20 protein-coding genes are annotated in these 20,548 nt (G+C 34.4%); 15 read left to right on the top strand and 5 right to left on the bottom strand.

The window, feature by feature from the left end:
• Positions 1-7: 7 nt before the first annotated feature.
• On the bottom strand, positions 8-574 hold the full coding sequence (locus NG809_RS18225) for a serine integrase family protein (RefSeq protein ID WP_262152761.1): 567 nt from the start codon (positions 572-574) through the stop codon (positions 8-10).
• Between the two features lie 102 nt (positions 575-676).
• On the opposite strand from NG809_RS18225, the gene NG809_RS18230 reads away from it, so the two are divergent.
• From NG809_RS18230 to NG809_RS18295, 14 genes are all read left to right on the top strand, one after another.
• The gene (locus NG809_RS18230) at positions 677-1,003 is read left to right on the top strand and encodes an ArsR/SmtB family transcription factor (RefSeq protein WP_262152762.1); all 327 of its coding nucleotides are present in this window, start codon (positions 677-679) and stop codon (positions 1,001-1,003) included.
• A gap of 55 nt (positions 1,004-1,058) precedes the next feature.
• Entirely contained in the window at positions 1,059-1,532 is a 474-nt protein-coding gene (locus NG809_RS18235) for a DUF6428 family protein (RefSeq protein WP_262152763.1), read from the top strand.
• A gap of 30 nt (positions 1,533-1,562) precedes the next feature.
• Positions 1,563-2,336, top strand: a complete 774-nt coding sequence (locus tag NG809_RS18240) for a metallophosphoesterase family protein (RefSeq protein WP_262152764.1) — start codon at positions 1,563-1,565, stop codon at positions 2,334-2,336.
• A 19-nt stretch (positions 2,337-2,355) separates the two neighbouring features.
• Positions 2,356-2,733: a glycine cleavage system protein GcvH gene (gene gcvH, locus NG809_RS18245; protein WP_262152765.1), complete on the top strand. Its 378-nt coding sequence runs from the start codon at positions 2,356-2,358 to the stop codon at positions 2,731-2,733.
• 3 nt (positions 2,734-2,736) lie between these two features.
• Entirely contained in the window at positions 2,737-3,768 is a 1,032-nt protein-coding gene (gene arsB / locus NG809_RS18250) for an ACR3 family arsenite efflux transporter (protein ID WP_262152766.1), read from the top strand.
• Between the two features lie 632 nt (positions 3,769-4,400).
• Positions 4,401-4,775, top strand: coding sequence for an ArsR/SmtB family transcription factor (locus tag NG809_RS18255; RefSeq protein WP_262152788.1), 375 nt, complete (start codon positions 4,401-4,403; stop codon positions 4,773-4,775).
• On the top strand, positions 4,772-5,374 hold the full coding sequence (merTP, locus tag NG809_RS18260) for a mercuric transport protein MerTP (protein WP_262152767.1): 603 nt from the start codon (positions 4,772-4,774) through the stop codon (positions 5,372-5,374). Before NG809_RS18255 ends, merTP begins: the two co-directional genes overlap by 4 nt.
• Positions 5,374-5,583, top strand: coding sequence for a GDCCVxC domain-containing (seleno)protein (locus NG809_RS18265; RefSeq protein WP_262152768.1), 210 nt, complete (start codon positions 5,374-5,376; stop codon positions 5,581-5,583). Before merTP ends, NG809_RS18265 begins: the two co-directional genes overlap by 1 nt.
• A gap of 202 nt (positions 5,584-5,785) precedes the next feature.
• Positions 5,786-6,166, top strand: a complete 381-nt coding sequence (locus NG809_RS18270) for a hypothetical protein (protein WP_262152769.1) — start codon at positions 5,786-5,788, stop codon at positions 6,164-6,166.
• Between the two features lie 94 nt (positions 6,167-6,260).
• Positions 6,261-7,145: a DUF3347 domain-containing protein gene (locus NG809_RS18275; RefSeq protein WP_262152770.1), complete on the top strand. Its 885-nt coding sequence runs from the start codon at positions 6,261-6,263 to the stop codon at positions 7,143-7,145.
• Positions 7,146-7,157: 12 nt separating this feature from the next.
• Positions 7,158-7,682 (top strand): DUF305 domain-containing protein, encoded by a 525-nt coding sequence (locus NG809_RS18280; protein WP_262152771.1) that lies wholly within the window; start codon positions 7,158-7,160, stop codon positions 7,680-7,682.
• Between the two features lie 35 nt (positions 7,683-7,717).
• Entirely contained in the window at positions 7,718-8,380 is a 663-nt protein-coding gene (locus NG809_RS18285; RefSeq protein WP_262152772.1) for a DUF3347 domain-containing protein, read from the top strand.
• Position 8,381: 1 nt separating this feature from the next.
• On the top strand, positions 8,382-8,831 hold the full coding sequence (locus tag NG809_RS18290; protein ID WP_262152773.1) for a heme-binding domain-containing protein: 450 nt from the start codon (positions 8,382-8,384) through the stop codon (positions 8,829-8,831).
• A gap of 24 nt (positions 8,832-8,855) precedes the next feature.
• Positions 8,856-11,126: a multicopper oxidase family protein gene (locus NG809_RS18295; protein ID WP_262152774.1), complete on the top strand. Its 2,271-nt coding sequence runs from the start codon at positions 8,856-8,858 to the stop codon at positions 11,124-11,126.
• A 139-nt stretch (positions 11,127-11,265) separates the two neighbouring features.
• Here the strand turns inward: NG809_RS18295 and NG809_RS18300 are convergent, their stop codons facing one another.
• From NG809_RS18300 to NG809_RS18315, 4 genes are all read right to left on the bottom strand, one after another.
• A complete protein-coding gene (locus tag NG809_RS18300; RefSeq protein ID WP_262152789.1) occupies positions 11,266-11,784 on the bottom strand; it encodes a recombinase family protein in 519 nt (172 codons plus the stop codon).
• 1,170 nt (positions 11,785-12,954) lie between these two features.
• A complete protein-coding gene (locus tag NG809_RS18305) occupies positions 12,955-13,530 on the bottom strand; it encodes a hypothetical protein (RefSeq protein WP_262152775.1) in 576 nt (191 codons plus the stop codon).
• 74 nt (positions 13,531-13,604) lie between these two features.
• Positions 13,605-16,559 carry a lectin-like domain-containing protein gene (locus tag NG809_RS18310; RefSeq protein ID WP_262152776.1) on the bottom strand — a complete coding sequence of 985 codons (2,955 nt, stop codon included), beginning with the start codon at positions 16,557-16,559 and terminating at the stop codon, positions 13,605-13,607.
• Between the two features lie 513 nt (positions 16,560-17,072).
• A complete protein-coding gene (locus NG809_RS18315) occupies positions 17,073-18,653 on the bottom strand; it encodes an AraC family transcriptional regulator (protein WP_262152778.1) in 1,581 nt (526 codons plus the stop codon).
• Between the two features lie 766 nt (positions 18,654-19,419).
• Here NG809_RS18315 and NG809_RS18320 point away from each other — a divergent pair.
• A complete protein-coding gene (locus tag NG809_RS18320; RefSeq protein WP_262152779.1) occupies positions 19,420-19,899 on the top strand; it encodes a hypothetical protein in 480 nt (159 codons plus the stop codon).
• The last annotated feature ends 649 nt before the right edge of the window (positions 19,900-20,548 follow it).

The raw sequence follows: 20,548 nt of genomic DNA on the forward strand, positions 1-20,548 counted from the left end.
TTAGTTTTTAATCTTTTTCATGTCCGGTTAACTGTTGACACCAACTACACATTCCACCATTATCCTCTGCTGCTGACATTTCACTCCACGGAATATCATTAGGACACCTACTACATTTATCATAAACAAAATAACTAATTGCTTTTTCAAAAACAAATTTTTGTTTATCTGTCAATGAATCAAAACCTTTGTCAATAACTAATGATGCTATCCCTTCCTCTTTAGAATCGCTAAATCTTTTATTATCTATTATTTCTTTAACAAAATCGTTAAAATCTTCTTCAAAATATCTTTTTTGTTCCATATTCTTTCTTTTTTGAGAATGTATAATTTTATAGAATGTTGTTTTACTTCCAATGTTGAAAGCTTTCATAATTCCCTCTATAGGTAACTTTTTAGCATCATATGAAGCTCTGACTACAGGAGCAATTTTAGTATACTTTTCAGTCATCCCTTTTGGTCTTCCACCATTTTTACCTCTTGCTCTTGCTGACTTCAATCCGGCGTTCGTTCGTTCAATTAAAACATTTCTCTCATGTTCTGCTAACACACAAAAAATCGTTTTTTGAGACAAACTTATATAATTCTAGCAATAAATAATTCAAAATGTTCAATTTAAAAAAAAAATTTTCTAATTTAAATATTAATCGTAATATTGCGATATAAAATAAATATAGTGGGAGCAACCAAAACTGAACATTTTACAGATAAGCAAAATCAAATTGCAACAATCGCAAAAGCATTAGGACATCCCGCACGAATAGCAATTATTGAGTATTTAATGAAAGTCAATGAGTGCATCTGTGGAGATATCGTGAACGAATTACCTTTAGCCCAACCAACCGTTTCTCAACATTTGAAAGAATTGAAAAACGCAGGAATTATAAAAGGTAATATTGCCGGAAACGCTATCTGCTATTGTATAGACGAAAAAACTATCGAAATTCTAAACACTTATTTTTCCACAATAGTACAAACTGTTACCAAATCAAAATGCTGTTAGCATTTTTTTACCTTAAAATATCGCAATATTGCATTTAACCTATAAAGATTCAATTATGAAATTATCAGAAGTCAAACAAATTTTACCAACATTACAAAATGTTGAATTTCAATTAGAAAATGGAGCTTTTGTTCCGGAACATTTTCACGTTACAGAAGTAGGAATGATTAATAAAAACTTCATTGATTGTGGTGGTGTCATCCGTTCAGAGAAAGTTGTGAATTTTCAGCTTTGGAATGCAGACGATTTTGAACACCGTCTGAAACCTAACAAGTTACTCAACATTATAAAACTCTCTGAGGATAAATTGGGAATAGAGGATTTTGATATTGAAGTTGAATATCAAAGTGATACTATTGGTAAATATGATTTAGAATTCAATGGAAAAACATTTATTCTAAAAAGTAAAACTACAGCTTGTTTAGCACAGGACGCTTGTGGGATTCCAACAGAAAAAGAAAAGAAAAACTTATCGGAACTTAATGTAAATAATGGCAATTCTTGCACACCAGGTGGGAGATGTTGCTAAAAATAGTATCAATATTAAAAATCAATAAAAATGAAAATTGCATTGTTCAGCGACATTCACGCTAATCTCCCTGCATTAGAAGCATTCTTTGCAGATGTTGAGAAAAGAAATCCCGACAGCATTTATTGTTTGGGAGATCTAGTCGGTTATAATATCTGGCCAAACGAAGTGGTCAATGAAATCCGTAAAAGAAAAATACCAACTATTGCAGGCAACTACGATTTTGGCATTGGAAGAATGAGCAACGAATGCGGTTGCGCCTACAAAACGGACGCTGAGAAGGACAACGGAAACATTTCTATTTCTTTTACCAATTCATTGATGAAAGATGATGAGCGTGCATACTTGCGCACACTTCCAGCACATATAAAAGTAGAATTTCAACTGAACGAAGACAAACTAAACCTGCTTTTAGTACACGGAAGTCCGAGAAAAATAAACGAATATCTTTTTGAAGACCGTGAAGAAAAAAGTATGCTTCGTATTATGGAACAAGCTGATGCCGATATTATGTGTTTCGGACATACACACAAGCCATATCATAGAGTTTTAAATTCGGGTATTGATGGACAAGACCATTTCCGTCACGCAGTAAATATAGGTTCTGTTGGGAAGCCAAAAGACAACGATATAAGAGGCGGTTATGTGATGCTGACGGTTAATGAGAACAGTTCTGTTTTGAACAAAGAAAGTATCAGTGTAGAATTTATCCGCTTCGACTATGACTTTGAAAAGGCTGCAAAGGCAGTGGAAGACAGCCCTCTTCCAAACGAGTACGCACAAAATCTAAGACGTGGCTATTAATCTTTAAAATCAAAATAAAATGGAACTTCCAAAAGATTTATATTTTTCTAAAGAACATACTTGGGTTCTCGTTGAGAACAATATTGCAACTGTCGGTATCACTGCTTACGCACAAAACGAATTAGGAGAAATCGTATATGTTGACTTGCCGAATGTTAATCATCATTTCAAACAAGACGACGTATTTGGTTCTGTAGAAGCCATTAAAACCGTAAGCGATTTGTTTATGCCATTATCGGGAAAAATAATTGAAACCAATGAGCAACTTTTAAAAGAGCCAAGTACGGTAAATTCTAATCCATTTGATAATGGATGGATGGTGAAAATTGAAATTGAAGACCTTAGAGAAACTGAAAATCTACTAACAGCGGAACGATACGCTCAACTAAATAATTAGACGATGCAACCAAAATTAAAATTCCTCGACCGCTTTCTTACCCTATGGATTTTTTTAGCAATGCTTCTGGGTGTTGGTTTGGGATATTTCTTTCCTAATATTTCTACTGTCACAAACTCTTTATCTATTGGAACAACTAATATTCCTTTAGCATTAGGCTTAATCTTAATGATGTATCCACCTTTGGCAAAAGTTGATTACACTCTATTACCAATGGCTTTTAAAGACAAAAAAGTAATGTCGGTATCATTACTACTAAATTGGATTATCAGCCCTATCTTAATGTTTGTATTAGCTATCATTTTTCTGCGAGATGAGCCAGACTATATGATCGGTCTAATTTTGATCGGTCTAGCAAGATGTATTGCAATGGTAATTGTCTGGAACGATTTGGCAAAAGGTAATCGGGAGTATGCCGCTTTGCTAATCGCATTAAACAGTATTTTCCAATTGGTGTTTTATAGTTTTTATGTCTGGCTTTTCATTAATGTATTGCCTCAAAAGCTTGGTCTAGGAAATTTCAATGTTTCTGTACCAATGAAAGATGTTGCAGAAAGTGTTTTCATTTACTTGGGAATCCCATTTATTGCAGGATTTTTGAGCCGTTATTTTCTAATTAAATTGAAAGGAAAAGATTGGTTCAATAGAAAATTTATTCCGGCTATTTCGCCTGTCACATTATATGCTTTGTTGTTTACAATCGTATTAATGTTTAGTTTGAAAGGAGACAAAATTTTAGAATTACCAATGGACGTGGTTAAAGTTGCCATCCCATTAGTTATATATTTTGTTCTTACATTCTTCATCAGCTTTTTCATAAGTAAAGCATTGAAAGTGCCTTACGACAAAAATGCATCTATCGCTTTTACAGCAACAGGAAACAATTTTGAATTAGCTATTGCTGTAGCCATAGCTGTTTTTGGAATCCATTCTTCACAAGCATTTGTTGGGGTCATTGGCCCTCTTGTGGAAGTGCCTGTTTTAATTTTATTAGTTAAGGTAAGTCTTTGGTTAAAGAAGAAATATTACAGTTAGAAATAAGTGATAGAAGTTATGAAACGGCAATAGTATTTCAACCGATGTACAAAAAAATATAGGGTATAATAATTAAAACAAGAATACAAAATGATGCAACTAATTAAACCCATTCCCTCATTTCCTGTACGGAAAATTGATAAGGCAGTTAAGTTTTTTAATGCTCGATTTCGTTTTGAATGCAGACATCAGGACGAACTTTTGCAATATTATTTAGGGGTTGTATAAAGCTGCATTTGTGGGCTTCCTGTAATTAAAGTTGGAAATGGAAAAGTGTTTTTTTATTTCTAAACTGATTAATAGCAGAGCAGAAATTTTTTGGCAGGTGCATACAGTTACAGGATTGAAGTAAAAGGCATTGACGAACTGTATAAATAACTAAAAGAAAAAGAAGTATGACACAATGAAAAAACGGAAATAGAAACCACACATTATGGTACAAGAGAATTTACAATATTAGATTTGTTTGGAAATTTGATAACCTTTTATGAGGATACAGCGTGAAAAATAATTATAGAAAGGGTAGTGTATAAAAGAACCTTATAAAAACTGTAAAGAAAAAGTCAATGGAAGTTAAATTGTTTTTTTATTTTAGCGATTGCTTAAATAAGCAAATTAACTATATTTGCGCTATGGATAATAATTCTTGCATTAGACAACAGGCTGACATTAAACAAATCAATCGCTGTAAAGAACGAGTTTCGGAACTCCACGGTTCGTTTGACTATTTGTCTAACGGACTGGAATTGGTGGGAAACAATGTAAGACTGAAAATCCTGTTTCTTATTTATGAAGAACAACAACTTTGCGTTTGTGATTTAAGCGATATTCTCGGTATGACAATTTCTGCAATTTCTCAGCATTTACGAAAACTTAAAGACCGTAAACTAATTGAAACGGAAAGAAAAGCACAAACTATTTTTTATTCATTAACAAAAGAGTATGAAAAAATGCTGACCCCATTCTTTGAAATACTTGATAATAATAAAATTTTAGAAACTATATGAAAACGGACAACAAAATAATTGGCACTGGACTTCTGACGGCATTTGCAGCTTCATTATGTTGCATTACGCCTGTTTTGTCTCTAATAGCAGGAACAAGTGGGATTGCTTCAACTTTTTCTTGGCTCGAACCTTTCCGACCATATTTTATTGGCTTGACAATTTTAGTGCTTGGTTTTGCTTGGTTTCAAAAGTTGAAACCACAAAAGCAAATTGACTGTAAATGTGAAATAACTGAAAAACAAAATTTTATGCAAACAAAATCATTTTTAGGAATTGTTACCGTTATAGCGGCTTTACTTTTATCATTTCCGCTTTATGCCAACATCTTTTTCCCAAAAACCGAAAGTAAGGCAATTATTAGCCAAACTTCTAAAATTCAAAAAGTTGAGTTTACAATTAAGGGGATGACCTGTTCAGGTTGCGAACATCACGTTAAAACGGAAGTTAGTAAACTAAAAGGAATTGTGGAAGTTGTGGTTTCTTATGAGAAAGGTAACGCCATTGTAAAGTTTGATAACAAACAAACAAGTATTACAGAAATCGAAAAAGCTATCAATTCAACTGGTTATAAATCACTAAAAAGTAAAATTATATCATAATGGAAATTAAATTACAATCAACTATAACTTGCCCAAATTGTGGATCCAAAAAAGAGGAAACAATGCCAACAGATGCTTGCCAATACTTTTATGAATGTGAAAATTGTAAAGCATTATTAAAGCCATTAAAAGGAGACTGTTGTGTATATTGTAGCTATGGAACTGTGAAATGCCCTCCAATCCAAGCAGGAAATGTATGCTGTGAATAAAATTTACTTACCTTATGAAATGACTTGCCCACTATTTCTAATCTCCTGATAACAATTCTGATTGTCTTATTAATGAGTATGAAAAGACAATACAAGTAATTCCTCTAGACATTTTATCTGATGTTTTATGATTGCGGTTTGCGAAAGTGTAAAATATATCAATTTAAAGAAATAATTTCATAATTTTGTAGTGTTGAAAAATTTGAGCAAACATATCAGCTTTATCGTTTTACTATGTATGGGATTTTTTCTTATGCCTAGTATAAGTTATGCTTGCGCAAAAAAAACAGCTGAGACGGAGCAAAAATCCTACTCAAAAGACAAATCTGAAAAATCCGGACATAAAGACAGTTGTAATAAAAAGTCTTGTAAAAAATGCAAGGATCGTCACAACTGTGGAGATAATTGTAAACACAGTTCTTGTAGATGCAGTGCTTCATCAACATCATTTGGCTTACCGATGCCGATAGATTTAAAAACAGAAATCCGATTTGCTGAAATTAAACAACAAAAGTTCGGTTTCAATCAAGCCTACTATTCTTCAGGCTTTTCTTCCGTTTGGCAACCGCCTAAAATAGGTTAAACGATGGCTTGTTAGCCATACTTATGTCTTGTCGAAAACTAATATTAGTTTTCGTAAAACTTTTGTATTCCTTAATAATTAAAAAAATTTTAAAATGAAATCAATATCAAAAATATTGGTAGTAATTACTGTATTACTATCATCAATAAATGCATTTGCTCAAATAAAAAATGCAAAATCAGAAACCGTAAAAATTTATGGTAATTGTGGTATGTGTAAAACCACTATCGAAAAAGCAGGAAATGTAAAAAATGTAGCCGCAGTAGAGTGGAATAAAGATACCAAGATGGCTACACTCAACTACGATAGTAAAAAAACAAATCAGGACGAAATATTGAAACGCATTGCTTTAGCTGGTTATGACAGTGAAAGATTTTTAGCCCCAGATGATGTATATGCAAAATTAGCTGGCTGTTGCCAGTATGACAGAGAACTAAAACCAGCTGCTACAACCAAAGATGCAGGTATGGATATGAAAGCTGATCACGGTAACCACAATGCCAAAGAAATGGCTACCACAAATACGGCAACTGCCCAAAATACTCCACAACTGAAAAATGTTTTTGATAACTATTTCTCAGTAAAAGATGCTTTGGTAAAAACTGATGCAGCTATCTCATCTGCAAAAGCTGCTGAATTGGTAAAGGCAATAAAAGCTGTAGAGATGACAAAACTCTCTACCGAAGAACATACCGTTTGGATGAAAGTAATGAAGGATTTAACAGCAAATGCAGAAAAAATTGCTACAGCTAAAGAGGTTTCAAAACAAAGAGAAACTTTTGCCTTACTTTCTAAAAATATCTATGAATTAACCAAAGGGTCAAAACAAGAAACACCTGTTTATTATCAGCATTGCCCAATGTACAACAATGGTAAAGGTGCAAATTGGTTAAGCAAAGAAGAAGCGATTAAAAATCCATATTATGGTTCTAAAATGCTTACCTGCGGTAGCGTGCAGGAGACAATTGACAACAAATAAAACCCCTTTACTATGGAAAATATGGAAAGCAAACACGAAATGCAACATAATCCCAAAAATGAAGGACATAGCAGTAAACATTCTTTAGGAATGTACAAACGCTTTGCAATTATGGCGGTTATAATGTTCGCAGCAATGTATTTTATAATGTATGCTATGATTGATGGTTTAAACAATCTTATCCTCAACATTAATAATTTGTATATGACCTTGCTGATGGTTTCTGCAATGTTGATCATAGAATTATGGATAATGAAGGGTATGTATGAAAATAAGAAAATCAATTGGGGCATTATAATAATTTCTGCTGCAATAGGTATCTTTTCGTGGTTTGGTATTCGGGAGCAGTTATTTGTTGGTGATAAGGAATTTGTAAAAGGTATGATACCACACCACGCAGCGGCAGTATTAATGTCTGAAAAAGCAAACCTTACCGACCCCGAACTGATACAGTTGCAAAAAAACATACTCAAAACCCAAGCAGAAGAAATAGAATTTATGAAGCGAAAGCTGAAAGAATTTGAAACAAATAAGTAAAAAATCATTCTTTAATAACTTTAAATATCATTACAATGAAAAATATATTTTTCTCCATCATAACATTGGCAACAGTAGCATTAGTAACAGTTTCCTGCAATCAGTCTTCCAATAAAAACAGCAACCAGCAAGCTAATGATAGCACTGCGATAGCTGAAACTCAAGATTTATCATCAGCAACACAAAATGATACAGTAGCAACTGTTGCTTCAAGAGATACGCTGTCTCAAGAAGTGGGAAAATCCACTGTAAAGGAGCAAACACAAAACTTCACTATCGCATCGATAGTAAAGGATTATTTGGTATTGAAAAATGCGCTTGTTGCAGATAATGATAAAGCAGCATCCAGTGCAGGCAAACAGCTGTTTAACACCTTGAATAAGGTAGATATGAAAGCTATACCTGCAAATAAGCATAAGGAATATATGGAGATTGCAGAAAATGCAAAAGAAAACGCAGAGCATATTGGTGATAACGCAGGAAAGGTAGACCACCAAAGAGAACATTTCGCATCCTTGAGTAAAGATATTTCCGACCTTATTACCTTGTTTGGAACTACACAAAAGCTGTATCAGGACTTCTGCCCAATGTACAATGATGGCAAAGGTGCTATTTGGATTAGCGAAGCTAAGGCAATAAAAAACCCGTACTACGGTAACCAGATGCTTACCTGCGGTTCTGTAAAAAAAGAATTATAAAATGAAGAAAGTATTAAAGATAATTCTGGCAACAATGCTGTTTATTTTTATTGCAATTCAATTTTATCAGCCTGCCCCTAATGTAGATAAAGGGCAGGTTTATCCAGCTGATTTTACTCAACTCAATAAAATGCCTGTTGAAATAAAAGCTATGTTTCAGACCTCTTGTTACGATTGTCATAGCAACAATACAAATTATGTATGGTATGACTATGTACAACCTGCAAGAATATTGGCAGAAAATCACATCAAAAAAGCAAAAGAAGATTTGAATTTCAACGAGTGGGGTACCTACTCAAATCGGAAGCAGGAAAGACTATTAAACTCAATTAAAGAACAAATAAAAACTAAACAAATGCCCTTGTCATCATATACATTAATGCACAATAATGCAAAACTGAATGATGTGCAGATCAAAGTATTAACCAATTGGTTAGAGCAGCAGGAATAAGTTTCATTAATAAAAAATATTAAAATGGATATACCAAAGAATCTTACTATATGGTTGTTACAGACAGTTTTCATACTGTTATGTTCGCAATCCCTTTTTGCCCAAAAGGTGGTTCGTTACGAGCTGTTTGTAAAAGATACGCTTGTGAACTATGCAGGCAAAGAAAAAAGAGCGATTGCCGTAAATGGGCAAATACCAATGCCTACGCTTACATTCACAGAAGGCGATACAGCCGAAATTGTAGTACACAATCAATTGAAAGAAAGTACATCGTTGCATTGGCACGGTGTGTTCTTGCCCAATAAGGAAGATGGTGTGCCTTGGCTTACTCAAAAACCTATTAAGGCAGGTACAACTTACACGTATCGTTTTCCTATTATTCAACACGGAACGCATTGGTATCATTCACATTCAGGTATGCAGGAGCAGATTGGCATGTATGGCAGTTTTATAATGAAAAAGCGTGATCAGGATAAAACATTTAGAAAAGGAATAGATGATTTACCAACCGTGCCCATCATTCTAAGTGAATGGACAAACTTAAATCCGGATAACATTAATCGAATGTTGCATAATGCCAATGATTGGGCAGCTATCAAAAAAAATGCAACTCAGTCTTATGCCGAAGCAATTAAGGAAGGTCATTTCAAAACAAAAGTAACCAACGAATGGAAACGTATGTTGGCAATGGACGTTAGCGATGTCTATTATGACAAAATTTTAATCAACGGAAATAATGCTACCGATTTAAAAACCGTTGATGGCAAAACTCTAAAAGCGGGTGACAAAGTGCGTTTACGTGTGTCAAACGGTGGTGCTTCATCGTATTTTTGGTTGCGATATGCAGGTGGTAAAATTACCGTAGTAGCTAATGATGGCAACGATGTAGAGCCTGTAGAAGTTGATCGGTTAATTATTGCAGTTTCTGAAACTTATGATGTCGTTGTTACGATTCCGGACGATGGTGTGGCTTATGAGTTTCTAGCTACCACTGAAGACAGAACACAGTCTGCAAGCTATTTCGTAGGAAACGGTATTAAGCAACTTATTTCTCCGCTCCCTCGTCTTAAATATTTTGAAGGGATGAAAATGATGAACGATATGATGAAGATGAATGGTGATCTGGATGACATGGGAATGAGAATGAGCTTGAACCAAATGGATATGAATGTAGTGATGTACCCAGAAATTACTGGAGAAGCAAAACAGAAGCAAGACCATAGCCAACACAATATGAATATGGATAGCGACCCCAATCGTTACAACGCAAATGCTTTAGGAGATATTAAGACCCTGAATTATGCAATGTTGCAATCACCTTATGATACTACGCTTTCAATAGATGCTCCGGTAAAGGAATTAAAATTTACACTTACCGGAAATATGAACCGCTATGTGTGGAGTATGGATAATAAGATTCTTTCCGAAGTTGATAAAATACCTGTCAAAAAGGGTGAAATTCTACGTATTACCATTTATAATAACTCTATGATGCGACATCCTATGCACTTACACGGATTCGATTTCAGAGTGATTAACGGTAAAGGCGAAAAATCTCCGCTGAAAAATGTGTTGGATATAATGCCAATGGAAACTGATACGATTGAGTTTTTAGCGAATGAAGAAGGAGATTGGTTTTTCCACTGTCATATCCTTTATCATATGATGTCGGGAATGAACAGAGTTTTTGCGGTTGACGACTATCAAAATCCTAATTTACCTGACAAAAAACAAGCATATAATATGTTGCAGCGCGAGAGTAATATGCCACACTTTATGGCGCAGAATGATTTTGCTACGAATGGGAATGATGGTGACGCAATGCTTCAGAACTCAAGATGGAGTTTAGGTACAGAATGGCGTTTAGGCTATAACGATATGCACGGCTATGAAGTAGAAACTCACTTAGGGCGATACATTGGTAAAATGCAATGGTTTATGCCATTCATTGGTTTTGACTGGAGATATCGTAAAATGGGTATGGATGAACACGAAACCAATTTATTTGGACAAAAAAATGAAAAAGATACACGTAGAGCTGTAAGCTTAGGTTTTATGTATACAATGCCGATGTTGGTTAATTTTCAAGCAGAAGTCTATCACGATGGTATTGTTCGCCTTTCCTTAATGCGCGAAGATATTCCTATAACAAAAAGATTAAGAGGAGGTTTTATGGTCAACACCGATATGGAATATATGACCGAAATCAAATATATTATCAATAAAAATGTGAGTATTCGTACCCATTACGATAGTGATATGGGTTGGGGTGCAGGAATTGCGCTGGTGTATTGATTACTATAAATACAAACTAAATAAGCCGATTCTTATTAAGAATCGGCTTATTTAGTTCTGGAAACATTATTTAATAGTTTCAATTCTAAACTTGAAAAAATAATTTAATTAATTTAAAAACTAAAAATCATAAAAGAGATTATTTATTAACAGCCATTTTTTTTATTTCTTCATCTGTATTATTATCAAGAATTTTGGCATATCGATAAAATGTTGCTCTTGTTAACCCAAGAGGTTTATAAATTTCTTCAGGAGATTTTGTAGTATCTTTATAAAAAAGACGCATAATTATCAATTTAGAAATAGTTTCTTTCGTATAACCTTTGGGTCTGCCTCCGATTCTGCCTCTTGCTCTTGCAGATTGTAAACCTGCATTAGTTCTTTCTCTTATCAACTCTCTTTCATATTCAGCCAAGTAGGCCATGAGATTTAGAAATAGTCGACCATTAATAGTTGATGTATCCACAGCATCTACAAGACCTTTTATTATAATTTCTCTATTACTCAAACTTAAGACAAGGTCAATAATGTTTTTTAAGCTTCGACCTAATCGATCAAGCCGCCAAACATAATGTTCATCACCTTCCCGAAATTGTTCGATCATCTTATCCAGCTCAGGGCGATTTTTCGCTGCACCCGAAATTTTCTCCTGATAAATTTTCTCACAGCCGGCTTTTTATAAAGCTTCAATTTGCAAATCTAGATTTTGATCTTTGGTTGAGACCCGGGCATATCCTATTTTCATATTTTGTTACATTAAACTCATACTTTGTAAATTTATGAAACTTTGTTTAATGATACGAGATTTTGAGAAAACAATTTTAAAAAATAAGATTTCAAAATTCATATCCTTTAAAATCTCAAAATACCACCGTTTGTTTAACGAGCTTTCAGTTTTAATCGAATAAAGTAATAAGTAAGTTGCATTTGTTCCTAACAGTGCATTGAAGTTATTGTTTGGCAACTAGGTCTGTGCATTGATGAAGAAATACTTAATAACGAAAGTGCAGCCCATCATAAGGTAATTGTTGCGACTCTGGCGATACGGTTAGAAAGTTAGTACGGTCAAAACTTTGAGAAGTGAAACATTAGATGATTTAGTTTTCTGAACAATTTTCTGATTTTAACATTGTCGTTCCACTGGCACGAAAATAAGCTGGAGTCACTTTGTAATTTTTATTTCCTTACAAACAACTGAATCTCAATCTTTTTATGCCCACAAACCGATTGAGGAATAATGGGAAAAAACGCCAACTGAGCAATTAAATAGTTGATGAGCATTTGAACGAAAAGAAATTGCTGATACGCAGCTATGAAAATTTCCATCAGATTTATAAAATACCTTTAAAGCAAAATATTCTAAAAAAAATAAAACACGACATTGTCTGTCGAATTAGGCCAAGGGATTTTTTATTGTTTAGTCAAATGAATGTGAACTTAAAATTCGGATCATTGATAAGAATACTTGTCAAGAAAATTTCACAAATGTATCAAGAAGTATACATCTCAAAGATCATTTTATCTTAGACCTGAAATATAATGTCATCGTTTAAAAAACATTCACTTTATGTAATGATACACTATAAATTCTTCATTTTTAAAAAGTAAAATGTTAAACTCTTCCAATTGCTGGTTCACAGGGTTATTGAGTTGTTTACTAAGGAAGAGTTAATTTTAGATGTAGTATCATTTTCAGTTTAATTTTGCATAATTTCAATCTTATCGATTTATAAAGCTATCAGGAATTTAAAAAAGCACGAATAACCTAATTATTCGTGCTGAAATCTCAATCATTTATACTACTATTATCCGATAATACAGATCGTGTTTATGGTTTCCAATATGTCCAACCACCACCATTGTAGACAGCCAGTCTTTTTGCTCCAGCCTTATTAATAAAAACCATCAAACCTGGTGCTGGGTCAGGTATGTTATTTGTATCACTAACTATAGGAAGTATCATTGCTTTTGTCAATGATTCAAGGACTAATACACCATCGGCAGTAGAAACATCTGCTCCAATGATCACTTTAGCTGCTGGATCTTCTGTAACTGCTAGAGCATTTGGCTGTAATGTCATGGAACTGCTTATATTGGCATCGTGACCGAAACTCAAATCTACCCATCCTGTAGCTCCTCCGGTTGTAACACCATTGTAATATTTTACTCTAGCCGCAGCTTGGTTAGTAGCATCCAAGACGATTGTCCCTTCTGCCAATCCAGTTCCAGTAGGCATTGTACGAACATAAGGTAAGATAATCCCCTTATTTTGTCCAGTAGCAAATTCAAGCAAAACAGATACTTTCTGTCCTGCAGGTGCTGTTCCTATAGCGTCGCCCATAATCACTTGAGAACTGATGTGTCCTGAAATTACGATTGCTGCAACTGATAATATGTTTTTCATTTTAATTTTATTTAATTGATAAGAGACCAATCTTGTGAAAGATTAACTTTTTATTATAATGAATTCTGTGAGTGTTATGGACATGCAGGAGTACTAAAGCAACTCCAAATGCCATCACTATAAATTTTTAGACATTTAGCAGTAATATCATATACCATCATCCCCTCCTGTGGACTAGATATGGCTGTTAAACCAGCAGTTGATACTCGTGTTATAACAAACCCCTTCGTATTGGACTCTAATGCTACATGTCCTGATTTTCTTCCCATTGGCCAATTGTCAGTTGAGGACGCTCTTTTTAATAGTGTTATCCCAATTTTTGTTTCAGGTCCTGTTCCCGGTGTGAAAGCAGGGTTGTAACATGCACAACTACTATATCCAGCATCAGTTGGAAGAAAATATGAGACCGTCATCGGGGTAGGACAACTTACAATTAAAGGGCTATAGAAAGCGTAATACGTCCCAGGTGGAACCGCTGCAATATTAGTTACCTGAGTTCCTGGATCTCGTGTAACCGTCGTCCACCAGTCAATTGTTGTCACCCCTGGTGGCAGTGAAGATGGTTGTGCATTTTGCAGATTAGCCAAAGTTCCTGAACAAATTTTTAAATCTGTCACGGCAGGTCCTGCCAAGGCTCCACATAACGATAAGGGAGAAGTATCTCCAAAATTATAGGTCGCTTCAGTTCCCGAAGTTGAACTGTTATTCGCCATACTTCCATTAATACGGTGGCCTACATAACCAAATTTTGTACTACACTGCTTGATGATTAAGGTGGTATGCCCCCCGGTTTCAACAGCAATTAATGTATCTGTACTATTTAATTTTGCTGCATTATATGCACCCGATATACTTCCAGGCATTAATGTTGGATCAGCGGTTGTTGTAGTTGCTCCGAACATTGTACCGTCGTTATTTCCCCATGCCCATAATTTCCCGTCAACTGTAAGAACATTGATTGCAGCGTAGGTTCCAAAACCATCATGCTCCTGTGGGCTGATCCATACTACATTTGAAAGAAAATCTCCAGCTGTGCCCGATTTTTGCACTCTAACCCAAACATTGCTGTCCGCTGTTGAGAAGATTCCTAACTGTTTTGAACTATTTTCGCCCATACTGTATAAGTTACCGTCTGTTGCAAGCAAATAATAAGTTTGGTAAGTAACGTTTGCTTCAGTTCCCACTGTCATCCCAATCATCTTAGGTGTTATACCCGCCGGTTTTGACATCAACGTAGCATAGCTCCTGTTTGTAGGAACATCTGATGCACCACCGATACGAGATCTTGTCCCCCAAGTATATAATTCTCCATCAGCAGTCAACGCTATCATGGCATTAACAGTTCCTCTCATAGCAACGACATTATTTAAATTGGTAGTAGCATTGATTTTAACCCTGTGCCAGACGGCATCGGTTGCAGTTGTACCATCTCCGTTTTTCTCGCCACTGTTACTTAACATCCACGCAGCCCCTGAACAAGTTACAATGGCCAATGTATGCTTTGTACCAAACATCATTTTCACATCTGTAGGAGAAACACCTAAAGGTAATCCATCCGCCTTCGTACCAGCTGTCCCTAAAGTTCCTATTGCTACGGACCCAAAACTAATTGTACCTTTAATCTCAGTACTGATCATTGTTCCTGTTGCACCACCCCAGACAAACAATCCGGTAGTTGTTAAAACTGCAAATTGCTGAGCATTCTGATTACTTCCTGAAGCAATTTTCAAGATGGTTCCTGTAAGTCCCGGATAGGTAGTACTGTTAATTTCAGTCGGGACTAAAATATGTTGATTAGCTCCGCTTACTACAGTAGAAGACGTTCCTTGTCCCCAAACTTTTACTTTACCATCCGATTCCTTAACCATAGAAGAATGAAATACACTCACCATATTGTCATATTCCAGAGTATTGGGATCATTACTATTAACATAAGCATTTCCATTACATCCTGTTGTACAAAGCCCAGTATTTAAGCAGCTGTTAACAGCAGAATTGTAAGCACTTCCAGCTCCCTGTCCTCCAGTCGCAGCTGTAGGAATACCATTTGAATCTACTGAACCAGAAATACTCCAGTTGTTATTTAACATACTCTGCGTAATATTTTTATCTCCTTCAATTGCATCAGGGCAACCATCTCCATCAGAATCAAGATCTAAATAATCTTCAATTCCATCTCCATCTGTATCGACAAATTGAGGATAATCCGCACAGAAGTCGTTGATTCTAACACTCTGAAGATTTGTAGATCCTCCTGTTGATGCCGTATAACCATAGGTGACCAATTTGTTAACTTGAGATACAGGTATATTAAAATACGTTAAGCAAAAGTTATCAAGAGTTCCGCTATGAGTGTAACTTCCTGCATTAATCCCATCGACAGTGTAAGACAAAGTACGTGTAGTCGCGTTCCATGTTACAACGACATTATGCCAGGCATCATCTTCCAGTTCGCCGATTGCAACCGCATTTGTCAGCGAAGCAATTCCCGGGACAAATGAATCACCACCACTTAGAGCAGCCCCATCAGTATCCCAGATCATACCGTGGTCAGCTGCGATATCACCGGACGACGTATTATTTAAGTAAGTATCTAATTCAAGTGCAATTCCATTTACAATACCGGCAGCTCCGATACCAAAGCCCGAAGCTCCAACGGCTGCATTGCCTGCTGGATCATTATGAAATACTGTTGCTATACCATCAGCCCCATCAGCAGATCCTAAATACGCCTGATATCTGATAGTAAATGACTGCGCAAAATTAATTTTGTTCAACGACCACATGCTTCCGCTCTGTGTTGTACTATTTTCCGTCAGTCTGACAGTATTCGAAGGAATGCCGGAGTTCCCACCGCTAACCGCAGTTCCGTTTAATTTAAATAATGTAGTCATTGTTGCGCCCTGCATTCGTTTTTCGACACAATCAATAATTCCGTCATTATCAGAATCCAGATCTTGAGCCTTAGTTGAAGAGATAAATCCTATCGAAAAGAGCAGGACTAAAAGTAACTTGTTAAATTTTTTCATCTGTAATCAATTAGTTGTTCCGCATTGCGGTTTATTTTATTTTAAAGAAGGGATATTATTTGCCATAAGAAATGTTCTAAGGATATGACGGAGGGGGCCGCATTCTAGGCGACTTTATACCAGAAACCATGGCGGCAGATAGAGATAAATACGTATTATTTACAGATTCAGCAATCCAGCTGCTTTCTAATATTTGTAAAAAATTCCTTATAATGTACTTTCTATGTATCACGTAGAACCATGCTATTAGAATTACATACAACATGGTGTAAAGTGAGTAAAGAAGATAAGAAGTATGACTTGTAACTTTTTCCATTTCTGCAATAGTGCTTGCTCTTAAAGCTGGCAATATTACACCTGTTGGGGTAAAATAACAAGATAAAGGAAGTTCATATTCCTGAAAAGGAGTTCAAAAGTATATCAGTAAAACATTGATGAACAGCAATTTAAAACATTAATCTTTAAAGATAGGATTATAAACCTCTGTGTTGTTTTAAATGACAAATAAGCAAGTTATGATTGACTTTCTCTTAAGTTATAAAGATATTGTGACGGTGAAATATCTACAACTTTTTTGAATGCACTTGCAAATTTACTTTGTGACGAAAAACCAGCCTCCACAGCTAAAGTGGCAATTTTATATTTTTGATATTTTGGTTCAGTCTGTAATTTTTCAATAATGAAATTAATGCGGAGTTCATTAATGTAATTATTAAAATCCTTTTGCTTAAAGTGATTGATGACATAAGAGAGATACTTAGTATTTGTTTCACAATAGGATGCTAAAAATGGAAGTGAAATAGCATTTCGAGTATACATGGTCGACTTCTCAAACTTCTCAAGTTTTGCAAGGAGTTTTTGTTCAGTGGCAATAGTCATCATCGGAGATTGCTCCGAATCGACTGGAATAGTTTTTTGTGGTTCAGTAAGATTTGATTCTTTAATTTTTTTACTTTGAATTTCTAATTCTGAATGCTTACGTTGCAAATTATGAAGATGCTCATTCGCTAGTTTGAGCTTTGCTTTATGTTTCTTCTTCCGTACAATCAGGACGATCAAAACAATTGTAAATAAAATTACTGCAGCCACCAAATAATAGGTTTTCTCTGCTGCTTTTTTTTCTGCAACATTATTTTTTTTCTCAAGTTCAGAAAATTCTCTATTGAGAAACGAACTGGCTTTTCTTTCAATTTGTTCAAGCGTGGAATCTTTTTTCTGCGTAGTCTCCTCAAACTGCTTGATATTTTTTGTTGCAAGATAATATTGCTGGGAGGTCGTATAAATTTCTTTTTTTAACTGTAGATAGTTGGATTTTTTAGAAATCCCTTCTGCTATTTCAAGATATTGCTTTGCTTTTTCAAAGTCTTGAGTTGCAATATAGACTTGGGCAATTCCATTATACACTAAACCTTTTAAAAAGTTATCGGGGATCCTGTCAAGAATTTCTTTTGCTTGCTGGTACTGCTCAATAGCTTTTCTATAGTTGGTTAATTTAAAATAGCACAGACCTTCTAATTGACGATTGGTCGCAGTAAAAAAGATTTCTTCGTTATTAGCCAGATCAAAGTACTTTTGCGACGTTCTTATCAGATCAATTGCCTCAGTATAATTTTTAAACTCAATTGCATAGTACGCCTTTTCCTGCATTACCAATCCAGTCATGTTGTAAACAGCTGTTTGATTATCAATATTTTGAATGACTTTTTCTGATTTTTCAACATATTTTTTTGATTGGACGAACAAGCCAAGATTCCTATATTGAGATGAAAGAAATCCATAGATCTTAGCTTGCCACAGATACTCCCCTGAGCTAAGGACAATGTCTTCAGCTTTTAAAGCATACCTAATAGACTTTTCCACGTCTCCAGATTGCTGTAACAGAGTTGCGGACAACATCAGGCTTTTGGCCTTAAATTTTGGAGTTTCTGAAATCTGATAAAGTGAATCGGCAGCTTCTAATGCTTTCTTAAAATCTTTCTGAGAGGTTTCTAAATAAGTCTTTGTAAAGATTCGATTGTATGCATCCGGATTTTGAGAACAAACAATACTGCTGATCAACAAGGATATAAGGATGTATAACAATTGTACTTTCATAAGATTTTTCCTAATGTATACTTATATTTGTTTTGTCTGAACATACGCTGCAAATATCCGATTTGAGATTACAAAACACAATTTTTATTCAAAAAGATATTATTGCTTTTAAATACCACAAAAGACAGTTTTTAGATTTTTTGAATTTCATAATCAGTATAGGAAATCTAAAAATCGTAATCTTAATCTTAATTATAAAAAATAATAATCTTATTTAAAAATGCCCTCTCAAATCGAGAAGGCAAAAACACAAATGATGAAAAAAATAGCCTTTCAGCTAGATGCTTTTGATGTGGTTTCTGTATAATATTACTTATATTTTGACCACATTTATTTTTTATCTATATCAGATTTAAAATCCATCAGCGATTATAATAATTATGCAAAAGTAAGGTTTTCACAAAAGGGCAATAAGAAATGCTTTGCCAAATTCCTGAAAACGGTTCATTAAAAGTAACTTTTCAACTACCTAAAAACATTGCTAATAAAACAGTTACAGTACTTTCGTAAAATGTAAATAATTTATTCAACCAGTACTAATTATGTTTAATTCTTTTCTTTTACCGCCATTTACTTTCACCTGATTTTATAATCCAGAAGTAATATTCTCTATTTTCCTGAAAATGATTGATACTTATTAAGGATCGTAATTGTGTAACTATTATTTTTGCTGCGGATTTAAATCTAACACAAAGTTATTATATCAAAGGTCATCAGTTTAAAACACTAAACTGTTGACCTTTTTAAATAATACCAGATAGCAGCAATGAAAATTACAAATAAAAAAAATGTGAAGCATCTAAGGTGTACAGCTCTTGCAATATGCTTAATACTAGTGACTGCAGCATGCTTAGCCTCCATTCTTTATTTAAAAGCAATGTTTTTAAGCATCTTTATTATAGTATCGGTTTATGCTTTAAATGTCAATTCGCAGATCTATGAATCTGCAGGCGAATGTATTTCCTTCAGTAAATATTCATTTTTAAAAAAAGGCTATGTACGACCCTATGTGGAAATACCTGCTTCATATATCGTTGATTATAATATCGGCGGATTTCTTTATGCCTACTACCTAGTCATTCATATTGACAATGGAATATCCAAACCAAAGAAAATTAAGATATCTCTTTACTGGTTCAAAGAGATTCAGGTTATTGGTATAGTTAAATCACTAGATCATATTAAAAGAAGAAATATCAGTGATAGCAAAAAAGAAGTTGAAAGACTACTTCATGCAAGTTTCTAAATTACAGAAGTAGAATAAATGTGAATCAAGTTTGTATGAGGTGAAAACTCAATATTTTATCTATTACTTTACAGCAGCAGCCGTAAGATCCGGCTGATTTTTGTTGAACATGATCTCTAAAGCAATATTTTACAAACCACAGTTTTGCATTTAAAAAACTCATCAGTTAACGAGTTATAATTATAATCATTTTTCTTATAAGAAAAGATAGAATTAACAATCTGACCTGTCATTTAAATCATCTGGCGATCACTACAAAACCATCCATTTAGATCTTTAAAGTCTTTGTACAAAAATGAACAATCTTCGACATTCGTGTACTTATTCTGGATAATTTCTTTCGTTACATTCCCATTACTGTCGTTGTCGAAAAAAAGCACCGTTAAAAAATAGATATTAACATCATAAGAACATTTTTCAAATCTAAAAATCGGTTCGTTTATTTCTTTTTAGTTTGATATATTGTAAGTTTTTCCTAAAATTTTCTCGTCATAATAACTAAAAATTTTATAAATTTGTGTTATCTACAAAACGTTATAAAATTACATAAATTTTAAGGGGCGAAATAGGGATTAAAAATCATTCAAGTAACTGAAAACCTTATTAATAGGTGGTCGGTTGAAATGCTCACAGTCCCGTCCGGATCGCA

The sequence above is a fragment of the Chryseobacterium foetidum genome, assembly GCF_025457425.1.
In the GTDB taxonomy this organism is placed as follows: Bacteria; Bacteroidota; Bacteroidia; order Flavobacteriales; family Weeksellaceae; genus Chryseobacterium; species Chryseobacterium foetidum.

What these genes read in the sequence shown, in the direction of transcription:
- NG809_RS18235 (WP_262152763.1), top strand. Translation starts at nt 1,059, where the DNA reads ATGAAATTATCAGAAGTCAAACAAATTTTACCAACATTACAAAATGTT.
- NG809_RS18240 (WP_262152764.1), top strand. Translation starts at nt 1,563, where the DNA reads ATGAAAATTGCATTGTTCAGCGACATTCACGCTAATCTCCCTGCATTA.
- gcvH (WP_262152765.1), top strand. Translation starts at nt 2,356, where the DNA reads ATGGAACTTCCAAAAGATTTATATTTTTCTAAAGAACATACTTGGGTT.
- arsB (WP_262152766.1), top strand. Translation starts at nt 2,737, where the DNA reads ATGCAACCAAAATTAAAATTCCTCGACCGCTTTCTTACCCTATGGATT.
- NG809_RS18255 (WP_262152788.1), top strand. Translation starts at nt 4,401, where the DNA reads ATGGATAATAATTCTTGCATTAGACAACAGGCTGACATTAAACAAATC.
- merTP (WP_262152767.1), top strand. Translation starts at nt 4,772, where the DNA reads ATGAAAACGGACAACAAAATAATTGGCACTGGACTTCTGACGGCATTT.
- NG809_RS18265 (WP_262152768.1), top strand. Translation starts at nt 5,374, where the DNA reads ATGGAAATTAAATTACAATCAACTATAACTTGCCCAAATTGTGGATCC.
- NG809_RS18275 (WP_262152770.1), top strand. Translation starts at nt 6,261, where the DNA reads ATGAAATCAATATCAAAAATATTGGTAGTAATTACTGTATTACTATCA.
- NG809_RS18280 (WP_262152771.1), top strand. Translation starts at nt 7,158, where the DNA reads ATGGAAAATATGGAAAGCAAACACGAAATGCAACATAATCCCAAAAAT.
- NG809_RS18285 (WP_262152772.1), top strand. Translation starts at nt 7,718, where the DNA reads ATGAAAAATATATTTTTCTCCATCATAACATTGGCAACAGTAGCATTA.
- NG809_RS18290 (WP_262152773.1), top strand. Translation starts at nt 8,382, where the DNA reads ATGAAGAAAGTATTAAAGATAATTCTGGCAACAATGCTGTTTATTTTT.
- NG809_RS18295 (WP_262152774.1), top strand. Translation starts at nt 8,856, where the DNA reads ATGGATATACCAAAGAATCTTACTATATGGTTGTTACAGACAGTTTTC.
- NG809_RS18305 (WP_262152775.1), bottom strand. Translation starts at nt 13,530, where the DNA reads ATGAAAAACATATTATCAGTTGCAGCAATCGTAATTTCAGGACACATC.
- NG809_RS18310 (WP_262152776.1), bottom strand. Translation starts at nt 16,559, where the DNA reads ATGAAAAAATTTAACAAGTTACTTTTAGTCCTGCTCTTTTCGATAGGA.
- NG809_RS18315 (WP_262152778.1), bottom strand. Translation starts at nt 18,653, where the DNA reads ATGAAAGTACAATTGTTATACATCCTTATATCCTTGTTGATCAGCAGT.
- NG809_RS18320 (WP_262152779.1), top strand. Translation starts at nt 19,420, where the DNA reads ATGAAAATTACAAATAAAAAAAATGTGAAGCATCTAAGGTGTACAGCT.